Origin of the sequence: uncultured Granulicatella sp., from assembly GCF_963516875.1 — a bacterium.
In the GTDB taxonomy this organism is placed as follows: Bacteria; Bacillota; Bacilli; order Lactobacillales; family Aerococcaceae; genus Granulicatella.
Genome location: NZ_CAUQCL010000028.1, coordinates 1 through 10,564, shown reverse-complemented (window position 1 = coordinate 10,564; position 10,564 = coordinate 1). Strand labels below are relative to the sequence as shown.

Here is a 10,564-nt window from a genome sequence, read left to right as displayed (position 1 = left end):
ATTTGGGACATTTTTACTTGTGTTTAATTGAGACATTATCACTTGTGTTTGACATTTTGTTGAAAAAAATCGTTTTTTCTAATTGACAAAGGGAAAAATTTCCTTTATACTGTTGACAATTTGAATAACTCATCTTTAATGTGATCCAGAGAGGTCAGCAAAGATTTTATAATTTTTTTGATGAGCAACTCATTCTCAAACGAAAGGAATTGATGTCGCAAAAAGATTTCATTAGTCAGTAATGTTTCGTAACAAAAAGCAATAAATAGAATATCTTTTTAAAATAGTCCAGAGAGGCTAACAAGGGATTGAATTTAACGTTACAAGCTTATTTGAGTATAGAGTTTTTATATCATCATTCAAATACTAACTTAAATTTATAAAAATATTAGGATACCTTGTAGTCTTAGGATTACAAGGTATTTTTTTATAAACAGGAGGAGGAAATTTTATGAAAAATATTGTAAAAATGTCAGATTTAACAAACGAGGAAGTTTTCCAATTAATTCAAAGAGGATTGGAATTAAAAAATGGGAAGCACGTTGAATGTAGAGATGATTTATATGTCGCTAATTTATTTTTTGAAAATTCTACTCGTACAAAACATAGTTTTGAAATTGCAGAGCATAAACATAAATTAAAAGTAATTAATTTTGAAGTAGCAACTTCTTCTGTGAATAAAGGTGAAACATTATATGACACATGTAAAACATTAGAGATGTTGGGTTGTAATCTATTAGTGATTCGTCATAGTCAAAATGCTTATTATGAAGAGTTGAAAAATTTAAATATTCCAATTTTAAATGGTGGAGATGGAAGTGGAGAACATCCTAGTCAATGTTTATTAGATTTAATGACAATGTATGAAAGATTTGGAACATTTGAAAATTTAAATATCATTATTGCAGGTGATATTAAAAATTCTCGAGTAGCTAAAAGCAATTATCATATGTTAACAAGATTAGGAGCAAAAGTTCGTTTTGTATGTCCGGATATTTATAAAGATGAAACGCTTGGAGAAGTAGTTGATTTTGATGAAGTGATTGGTGAAGTTGATGTATGTATGTTATTGAGAGTACAACACGAAAGACACGCTGAAAAAATGGGCTTAACAAAAGAAGAATACCATGAACAATATGGACTAACACCGCAAAGATATGAAAAATTAAAAGAAACAGCTATTGTAATGCACCCAGCTCCTGTCAATCGTGATGTAGAAATTGCATCTGAATTAGTAGAAGCTCCAAAATCAGTCATTTTTGAACAAATGAAAAATGGGATGTTTATGAGACAAGCAATGATTGAAAAAGTTATTAAAGACAATCAATTGTAAAAAAGGAGAAGTTCATGTTACTACTAAAAAATGGTCAAATTTTAGAACAGGGTGTTTTAGTTCAAAAGGATCTGTTAATTGATGATAAAAAAATCATTGAAATAGCTGATTCAATTGAAAATACTGAAGCAAAAGTTCTAGATTTAAAAGGGAAATTCATTTCTCCTGGATTTATTGATGTTCATGTCCATTGGAGAGAACCTGGTTTTGAATATAAGGAAACAATTTATCATGCCTCAAGAGCGGCTGCACGTGGTGGATTTACGACAGCAATGCCAATGCCGAACTTAAATCCTGTTCCAGATTGTTATGAAAATTTAAAATTACAATTAGATATTATTGAACGTGATTCAGTGATTCGAGCCATTCCTTTTGGAGCGATTACAAAAGGAGAGCAAGGAAAGGAATATGCTGATTTTAAAGAATTAGCCCATTATGTATTTGCCTTTAGTGATGATGGTCGTGGAGTTCAAGATGCGAATATGATGTATGAATCCATGAAAGTTGCTGCAAGTCTTGATAAAGCGATTGTGGCTCATTGTGAAGATAATTCACTCATTCGTGGTGGTTGTATGCATTGTGGAAGACGAAGTAGAGAATTGCAATTGCCAGGTATTCCATCAGTTTGCGAAAGTGTTCAAATTGCTCGAGATGTATTGTTAGCAGAAGCAACAGGTTGTCATTACCATGTTTGTCATGTTTCTACAAAAGAATCAGTCAGAGTCGTGAGAGATGCAAAAGCTGCTGGAATTAAAGTGACGTGTGAGGTCTGTCCTCATCATTTGATTAGTAATGAAATGGATATCCCAGAAGACAATGGTATGTGGAAAATGAATCCACCGTTAAGAGCTGCTGAAGACCGAAATGCTTTAATTTCAGGACTATTGGATGGAACGATTGATGTCATTGCTACAGACCATGCACCTCATGCACCACACGAAAAGAATTTAACAATGACAAAAGCAGCCTTTGGTATTGTTGGTAGTGAAACAGCCTTTAGTCAACTTTATACAAAATTTGTTAAATCTGGTGTCTTTTCATTAGATTTCCTAGTGAAGAAAATGAGTGAAAATGTAGCAGATACATTTGAATTGCCATATGGTCGATTAAAAGAAAATGGATTCGCAGATTTAGTCGTTATTGATTTAGAAAAATCAATGGAGATTGATCCAAATCAATTTTTATCAAAAGGACGTAATACTCCGTATATTGGTGAGAAAATATATGGGATTCCAGTGTTAACTTTATGTGAAGGAAGAATTGCGTATCAAGATAAGGAAGTTTTCTCAGATCTATAGGGAATGAATGATTTTAACAGTTAATAAGCAAATGAAAAAATGGCAAAGGAGTATTTGTATGGATACTTATATGACAAGGGTTATCAGTAATGAAAAAATTGCGGATAAAATATTTCGAATGGAATTACAGGGGGATATCGTTCAAGAAATGATGACGCCTGGACAGTTCGTTAATATTAAAGTGAATAATAGCTATGAATTTTTATTAAGAAGACCGATTTCCATTTGCGAAATTAATCATGAAAAAAAATCATTTGTCATCGTCTATCGAGCAGATGGAGCCGGAACGAAGATTATCTCTGAATTAAAAGAAGGAGAAATAGTAGATATTTTAGGTCCACTTGGAAAAGGATATGATTTAGAAGTTTTAGAAGAAGGACAAACTGCTCTTATTGTTGGTGGTGGAATTGGTGTGCCTCCATTGTATGAATTAGCGAAGCAATTTCAGAAAAAAGGAATCCAAACCATTCATATTTTAGGATTTAATAATATTAAAGATGTCTTTTATGAAGATGAATTTGCACAACTTGGAACAACGTATATCGCAACTGCTGATGGTAGTTATGGTGAAAAAGGTTTTGTAACAGATGTGATAAAAAAATATGCAGTAGACTACCATAAATATTTTAGTTGCGGACCATTTGCGATGTTAAAAGCCTTAACCCAAATGGATGAGGAAAAAATGGGGTATATATCGTTAGAAGAGCGAATGGCTTGTGGAGTAGGAGCTTGCTATGCCTGTGTTTGCGAAAAAATAGATGGTAGTATTTCTAGAGTTTGTTATGATGGACCAGTTTATGATACTAGAGAAATAGCATTATAGGAGGAAATGATGAGCGAGAGATTACGTGTAAAATTACCAGGTTTAGATTTAAAGAATCCTATTATGCCAGCTTCTGGGTGCTTTGCGTTTGGATTAGAATATGCTCATTTTTATGATTTAAGTAAATTAGGCGCCATTATGATAAAAGCTGCAACAAAAGAACCACGATTTGGGAATCCAACTCCTCGGGTAGCAGAAACTTCTAGTGGAATGTTAAATGCAATTGGATTACAAAATCCAGGTGTGCACGAAATTATGGAAACGAAATTAAAAGCTTTAGAAAAATATGATGTTCCAATTATTGCGAATGTTGCAGGTAGTGAAATTGAGGATTATGTTTATGTTGCAGAACATATTAGTAAAGCACCGAATGTCCATGCATTAGAATTAAATATTTCTTGTCCTAATGTGAAGCATGGAGGGATTCAATTTGGAACAGATTCATGTATTGCAAGAACATTAACAGAAAAAGTAAAAGCAGCTTCTAGTGTACCTGTCTATGTCAAATTATCTCCTAATGTAACAGATATTGTTTCGATGGCAAAAGCCGTTGAAGAAGGTGGAGCAGATGGAATTACGATGATTAATACATTAGTTGGAATTCGTTTAGATAGAAAAACAGGAAAACCAATTCTTGCCAATATAACGGGTGGATTATCTGGACCAGCAATTAAACCGGTATCCATTCGAATGGTCTATTTAGTGTCGCAAGCAGTCAATATCCCAATTATTGGAATGGGCGGTATTATGGATGAATGGGATGTGATTGATTTCATTTCAGCTGGAGCTAGTGCGGTAGCAGTTGGAACAGCAAACTTTACAGATCCATATGTTTGTCCAAAAATTATTGATCGATTAGAAGCTGCTCTTGATGAATTGGGAGTGCATCATCTACTAGAGTTACGTGGACGAGCTTATAAATAAGGAGTGGTTGGATGAAAAAAGAAGTCATTGTTGCATTAGATTTTCCAACAGTGGAGGAATCATTAGCATTTTTAGAAAAATTTGGAGACGAGAAATTATTTGTAAAAATTGGCTTAGAATTATATTTACAAAATGGACAAGTAGTTGTTGAGCAAATAAAAAAATTAGGACATAAAATCTTTTTGGACTTGAAATTACATGATATTCCTAATACGGTTTATGGAGCCGCAAAAGGATTGGCACAGTTTCATGTGAATATTTTAACCGTACATGCTGCAGGTGGCTACGAAATGTTGAAAGCAGCTAAACAGGGAATGTTAGATGGTGGAAGCTTTGACACAAATGTTATTGCGATTACTCAATTAACTTCTACCTCAGAACAAGATATGAGAGAGTATCAATGTATTCCTCTTTCTTTAGAGGAAAGTGTGATTCATTATGCGAAGTTAGCCAAGCAAGCAGGATTAGATGGAGTTGTTTCTTCTGTATGGGAAGCTGGTAAAATTACAGAAAATTGTGGAGAAGACTTTTTAAAAGTGACACCAGGAATTCGACTTGAAACAGATGAAGCAGGCGATCAAAAACGTGTAGCAACTCCTAAAGTTGCAAGTCTTGAAGGAAGTACCCATATCGTTGTAGGTCGTTCTATTACAAAGGCAGAAAATCCAGTAGAAGTATATCATTTTATTAAAGAACAATTTACAAAATAAAGGAGAAAAATATGACATTAGAACGTAAACTTGCCAAAGAATTATTAGCTATTCAAGCTGTAGCATTAAGACCAAATGATTATTTTACATGGACATCAGGAATTAAATCACCAATTTATTGCGATAATCGAATTACAATGTCTTATCCAAGTATTCGTAGAGAAATTGCTGCAGGAATGGTAGAAGTTATAAAAGAAAAATATCCAGCAGTAGAAGTTATAGCTGGAACGGCAACAGCAGGAATTCCACATGCTGCCTGGGTCAGTGAATTATTAGATTTACCGATGATTTATGTTCGAGATTCTGCAAAAAAACATGGAAAAACCAATCAAATTGAAGGAAGAGTGTTGGAAGGGCAAAAAGTAGTCATTATCGAAGATTTAATTTCTACAGGTTTGTCTTCTTTAAAAGTAGCAAAAGCTTTAAGAGAAGCTGGAGCGGAAGTTTTAGGAGTTGTAGCAATTTTTAGTTATGAGTTAACTAAAGCTCATGAAGCCTTCTCACAAGCAGAAGTAGAATATGTTACATTAACAAATTATCTAGTATTAGTAGAAGAAGCAGTGACATCTGATTTTATTCATCAAGATGATGTTGAAAAATTATTAGAGTGGAGAAATCAATTAGCGTAAGAAAGAAAAATACGAGATTGTTATGCAGCAATCTCGTATTATTTTTTTGATTAATGATGGCCAGTATAGGTGTTCTAATCATTACATTTAAGATTAAGAAAACTATAATTTTGTTTTTTTAACAGCTAGGCTAATTTCTACAAAACCATCAGCATGAATAATATCTAAATCTTCAGATGTTGTATGTAGTAATCGATGAACTACAAAATCAATTTCTGTTTGTTTTACTTTTCTTTTACGATTGATAATAAGAACATCTTTATGAGTTGCAGCATCCTCATAAATGACAGTCGTTTGTCCTAAAGAATACACTTTAACAAAAAAAGCATCCGTATTCGCTAATTGTTCTTTAACTAATTTTAAATGACTATTTGTAATATCAATTAATTTCATTTTCATACACCCTTTACTGGAATCTTTTAGGAATATTATACTATTTTTTTTGAGAGAATTCATTATTAAAATTCAAAAAAATGAAAAATGCTTACTTTTATAGAAAGTTTAAAATTTACAATAAAAAAATTATGAAATTATGAATAGAAATAGTTGTTAAAAATAAAAAAACATGGTAACCTAACTAAATGAGAGGGGTGTATACGTTTGCTAAGAAATTAGTAACTATTACAGTCCTTAATAAAATTTTATTTTTAAAGGAGTTTTTTTTCATGGAAAAGAAAGAATATCACGTAATTGCAGAAACAGGAATTCACGCTCGTCCAGCAACTTTATTAGTTCAAACAGCTAGCAAATTTGCTTCAGACATTCAATTAGAATACAAAGGTAAATCTGTTAACTTAAAATCAATCATGGGTGTTATGTCATTAGGTGTTGGTCAAGGTGCTGACGTAGTAATTACAGCTGATGGTGAAGATGCAGCAGATGCAATTGCTGGAATCGATGAAACAATGAGAAAAGAAGGATTAGCTGAGTAATATGAAACCAACTTTACAAGGTATTGCAGCCAGCGATGGAATTGCAATCGCAAAAGTTTATACATTAACAGAACCGGATTTAAGTTTTTCAAAAGTAAGCGTAGAAGATACAGAAAATGAAATCTCTCGTTTAGAAAAAGCTTTAGAAGTTTCTACAAAAGAGATTGAATTAATTAAAGAAACAGCATTAAAAAATCTTGGTGAAGAAGAAGCTCAAGTATTTGAAGCTCACTTAATGGTATTAAGTGACCCTGAATTAGTAGGTCAAGTAAAAGATGCGATTACTTCTCAAAAAGTTAATGCTGAACATGCTTTAAAAGAAGTTTCAGATATGTTTATTAGCATTTTTGCTGGCATGGAAGATAATCCATACATGCAAGAACGTGCAGCTGATATTCGTGACGTTTCAAAACGTATTTTAGCGAATTTATTAGGTGTTAAAATCCCTAGCCCTGCTACAATCAAAGATGAAGTAGTAGTTGTAGCTGGAGACTTAACTCCGAGTGATACAGCTCAATTAAATCGTAAATATGTTAAGGCGTTCGTAACAGATATCGGTGGACGTACTTCTCACTCAGCGATTATGGCTCGTTCATTAGAAATTCCTGCAATTGTAGGTACAAAAGAAATTACATCTTTAGCTAAAGATGGTGATTTAATCATTATCGACGGTTTATCAGGAGATGTATTCTTAAATCCTTCTGAAGATGTAGTTGCTGAATACCGTGCAAAAGCAGAAGCATTTGCAGCACAACAAGCTGAATGGGAAAAATTAAAAGATGCTGATACATTTACAAAAGATGGTCATCAAGTTGAATTAGCAGCAAACATTGGAACTCCAAAAGATTTAGAAGGAGTAATCCATAATGGTGCTGAAGGTGTTGGTTTATACCGTACAGAATTCTTATACATGGATTCTCATGATATGCCAACTGAAGAAGATCAATTTGAAGCCTACAAAGCTGTATTAGAAGGCATGAATGGTAAACCTGTTGTTGTTCGTACAATGGACATCGGTGGGGATAAAGAATTACCATACTTACCATTACCACACGAAATGAATCCATTCTTAGGATACCGTGCGATTCGTATTTCATTAAATGAACCTGAAATGTTCCGTACACAATTACGTGCATTATTACGTGCATCAGTTTATGGAAAATTACGTATCATGTTCCCAATGATTGCGACATTAAATGATTTCCGTGGTGCAAAAGCATTATTATTAGAAGAAAAAGCTAAATTAGTTGCAGAAGGTGTTGCAGTTAGTGACGACATTCAAGTAGGGATTATGATTGAAATTCCTGCAGCAGCTGTATTAGCACATCAATTCGCAAAAGAAGTTGATTTCTTCAGTATTGGAACAAACGACTTAATCCAATATACAATGGCTGCTGACCGTATGAACGAACGTGTTTCTTACTTATATCAACCATATAATCCATCAATCTTAACATTAATTAAACATGTAATTGATTCAGCACATAAAGAAGGTAAATGGGCTGGAATGTGTGGAGAAATGGCTGGAGATCAAACAGCTGTACCATTACTTGTTGGTTTAGGCTTAGATGAGTTCTCAATGTCTGCTTCAAGCGTATTAAAAACACGTAGCTTAATTTCTAAATTAACATTAGAAGAAATGAAAGCATTAGCAGATAAAGCAATTAATGAATGTGCAACTGTACAAGAAGTTGAAGCTTTAGTTGAAGAAGTAGTTTCAAAACTATAATTTGAAATGATGAGGAGTGAGAGAAATCTCACTCTTTTTTTAGGTTTCTTGAATGATTTCATTCCGTTGATCAATAATTCATATATTTTCGTGAAGTGTGAAGTCAAGTGAAAATACTTGACAGAAATTATCGGGGGGGGGTAGAATTAGGTTTATCTATATTATTTTGAGGTGAACAATGTTAGGTAAAAATAATCAATTTATGAATCAAAAAAAGTTTGGTAGGAAATTTGAAAAATATGCTATAAAAAAATTAAGGGTCGGAGTTGCTAGTGTAGTGGTTGGAGCTGGCTTCTTTTTTGGTTATCATGTTGAAGCTAGTGTAACAGATAGTGGTTACAACAGAACTGGAACCGGTAATTCAGTAGTAGCAGATACGCAAGAATTTGTAATGGTAACTCATGAGAAACCAGGTGGAGTAGTAGAAGATGTTGCTATTTTAAAATCAAAATTTTCAGAAAATCTTGAACAATTAAAGAAAGATTATCCAGGATTTACTGCAACAAGCCTACAACCTATTGGAAATAATAAATATAAAATTACATATGTACCAGTTGCTGAAACCAACCAACCGAGTTCAACAACAGAATCTGTAGCTAATACAAGAGAAGCTGGTACTTCAAATAGTACATTAGCGACTTCTAATCAAACACAACCAACAACTGAAAATAAAGTTAGTTTACAAGGTCATATAGTAGGAAATCAAACAGAATATAATGTAGGAGAACAGATCATCTCAACATTTAGATTAGATGTGTCTGCTCCTTCAAAATTAGAAGAAGGTTCTTATATTTTAGTGAATTTACCTGAGAATGAACCTATTACTGATGTACAATTTGGTACAGCTTTTAAAGTGGAAAAAGTAACGGATACACAGTATAAGATTTATACTGGAGAAGTTCCAAGTGGTTCTTATGGTAATTTCAATATTAGTTATAAATTTGATAAATATAGAACTGGTCGTAATTCTCAAACTTCTATCACTTCTCAAGTAATGGATAAAAATGGGAATCCAATTTCACCTGAGAAGACTACTAAGTCAGTTGTAGCAAATACAAATAAGAGTGGCTATGCTAGTATTCATGTGGATAGTGAGAGTGGTGCTAGAGATTTAGCTTTATTTAATACAAATGCACCAGGAGACACTATTGATGAAACTAAGAATAAAGAATTAGTTTTAAAATTAACGACATTAAATAAAGAAGTTGCTGCTGTTAATAAAATTCAACATGCTATTACTTTACCGACAGGAGCTATAATATCAGAAACATCTATCAATGCAGGATGGACACAGGAAGGTAATATTGCTCGTTATACAAGAAATATAACAGATGCAAAACCTGTATTTGATCAAGGGAATAATACTAGTGATGATACACTTCGTATTAATATGCGCCAAGCAGGTACATTAGAAGAGTTTTTAAAAGGAAAAGAATTTACTTTTACAGACAATGTAATTTATACAGATAAATCAGGAGAAACAAATACAAGTCAAGGGACAACTTCGTTAGTTGTGAAGGCTGTGAATCCATATAAAGATAACGGAGATGGAGCAACACCAAATACAGCAGGAGCGCAACCCCCATTAGTAATTAATAACTTTACTAATGAACAAAATCATGAAAATAGAGTGAATATTGCAATTCCTGGAATCAATGCTGAAACCGATGATAAAAGAATTATTGTTTTCTGGAGAAGTGTTGGCACTCCGACAAAAGTTAAGGAAGTTGAATTAACGATTGATAGTGATTTTGATCAAAAGAGATCAATTGAGTTTTATGGTATTTGGAATAAGAATGGAGCATATGCAGCTTGGTATGCGCCAGATAATCTAGGAACAAGCAATAAATTTGAAGTATATACTGTAAATGGTACAACGGAAACGAAGTTAGGGGAAATTGCCTTTAAAAAGAATGGAGGTACTTCAATAGATTTACCAGAAGGTACAACCCGAGTTTTATTAAAGCCAAAAGGTGAAATGACACTTACAAATGATACGCTTAGTCAAGCGGGTATTTATTTGCATCAAAACTTAAAAGGCTTAGAAAAAGCTAAACAAATGGTAGCGGAAGGGAAAGAAGCTAAGAGTATCGTTACTGCAAAAGTTTCAACTCAAGATACAGATGTAGTTAATACAAGTATTTCTAAAACAATTTTAGCAGATGCTAGAACAGCTTTAAAATTGA

The 10,564-nt window shown here is 33.1% G+C and carries 10 protein-coding genes; 9 read left to right on the top strand and 1 reads right to left on the bottom strand.

Annotated features, from left to right (window positions below):
• The first annotated feature begins 451 nt into the window (after positions 1 to 451).
• From RWM24_RS08235 to pyrE, 6 genes are read left to right on the top strand one after another with little or no spacing between them, the layout of a single operon-like run.
• The gene (locus RWM24_RS08235; protein ID WP_314113271.1) at positions 452 to 1,333 is read left to right on the top strand and encodes an aspartate carbamoyltransferase catalytic subunit; all 882 of its coding nucleotides are present in this window, start codon (positions 452 to 454) and stop codon (positions 1,331 to 1,333) included.
• A gap of 14 nt (positions 1,334 to 1,347) precedes the next feature.
• Positions 1,348 to 2,631 carry a dihydroorotase gene (locus RWM24_RS08230; protein WP_314113270.1) on the top strand — a complete coding sequence of 428 codons (1,284 nt, stop codon included), beginning with the start codon at positions 1,348 to 1,350 and terminating at the stop codon, positions 2,629 to 2,631.
• 7 nt (positions 2,632 to 2,638) lie between these two features.
• Positions 2,639 to 3,454 (top strand): dihydroorotate dehydrogenase electron transfer subunit, encoded by an 816-nt coding sequence (locus RWM24_RS08225; protein ID WP_314113269.1) that lies wholly within the window; start codon positions 2,639 to 2,641, stop codon positions 3,452 to 3,454.
• Between the two features lie 9 nt (positions 3,455 to 3,463).
• Positions 3,464 to 4,378, top strand: coding sequence for a dihydroorotate dehydrogenase (locus RWM24_RS08220; protein ID WP_314113268.1), 915 nt, complete (start codon positions 3,464 to 3,466; stop codon positions 4,376 to 4,378).
• A gap of 11 nt (positions 4,379 to 4,389) precedes the next feature.
• Positions 4,390 to 5,088, top strand: a complete 699-nt coding sequence (gene pyrF / locus RWM24_RS08215) for an orotidine-5'-phosphate decarboxylase (protein ID WP_314113267.1) — start codon at positions 4,390 to 4,392, stop codon at positions 5,086 to 5,088.
• Between the two features lie 11 nt (positions 5,089 to 5,099).
• Complete coding sequence (gene pyrE, locus RWM24_RS08210; protein WP_314113265.1) at positions 5,100 to 5,717, top strand: orotate phosphoribosyltransferase; 618 nt, start codon at positions 5,100 to 5,102, stop codon at positions 5,715 to 5,717.
• Positions 5,718 to 5,819: 102 nt separating this feature from the next.
• On the opposite strand, the gene RWM24_RS08205 is transcribed toward pyrE, so the two are convergent.
• Positions 5,820 to 6,110 carry a DUF1827 family protein gene (locus RWM24_RS08205; protein ID WP_314113264.1) on the bottom strand — a complete coding sequence of 97 codons (291 nt, stop codon included), beginning with the start codon at positions 6,108 to 6,110 and terminating at the stop codon, positions 5,820 to 5,822.
• Positions 6,111 to 6,382: 272 nt separating this feature from the next.
• On the opposite strand from RWM24_RS08205, the gene RWM24_RS08200 reads away from it, so the two are divergent.
• The 3 genes from RWM24_RS08200 to RWM24_RS08190 all read left to right on the top strand — a co-directional run.
• Positions 6,383 to 6,649, top strand: coding sequence for a phosphocarrier protein HPr (locus RWM24_RS08200; protein ID WP_314113263.1), 267 nt, complete (start codon positions 6,383 to 6,385; stop codon positions 6,647 to 6,649).
• Between the two features lies 1 nt (position 6,650).
• Positions 6,651 to 8,378, top strand: a complete 1,728-nt coding sequence (gene ptsP / locus RWM24_RS08195) for a phosphoenolpyruvate--protein phosphotransferase (protein WP_314113261.1) — start codon at positions 6,651 to 6,653, stop codon at positions 8,376 to 8,378.
• A 178-nt stretch (positions 8,379 to 8,556) separates the two neighbouring features.
• Positions 8,557 to 10,564 (top strand): YSIRK-type signal peptide-containing protein (locus tag RWM24_RS08190; protein WP_314113259.1); only part of this gene is annotated, 2,008 nt, incomplete at its 3' end.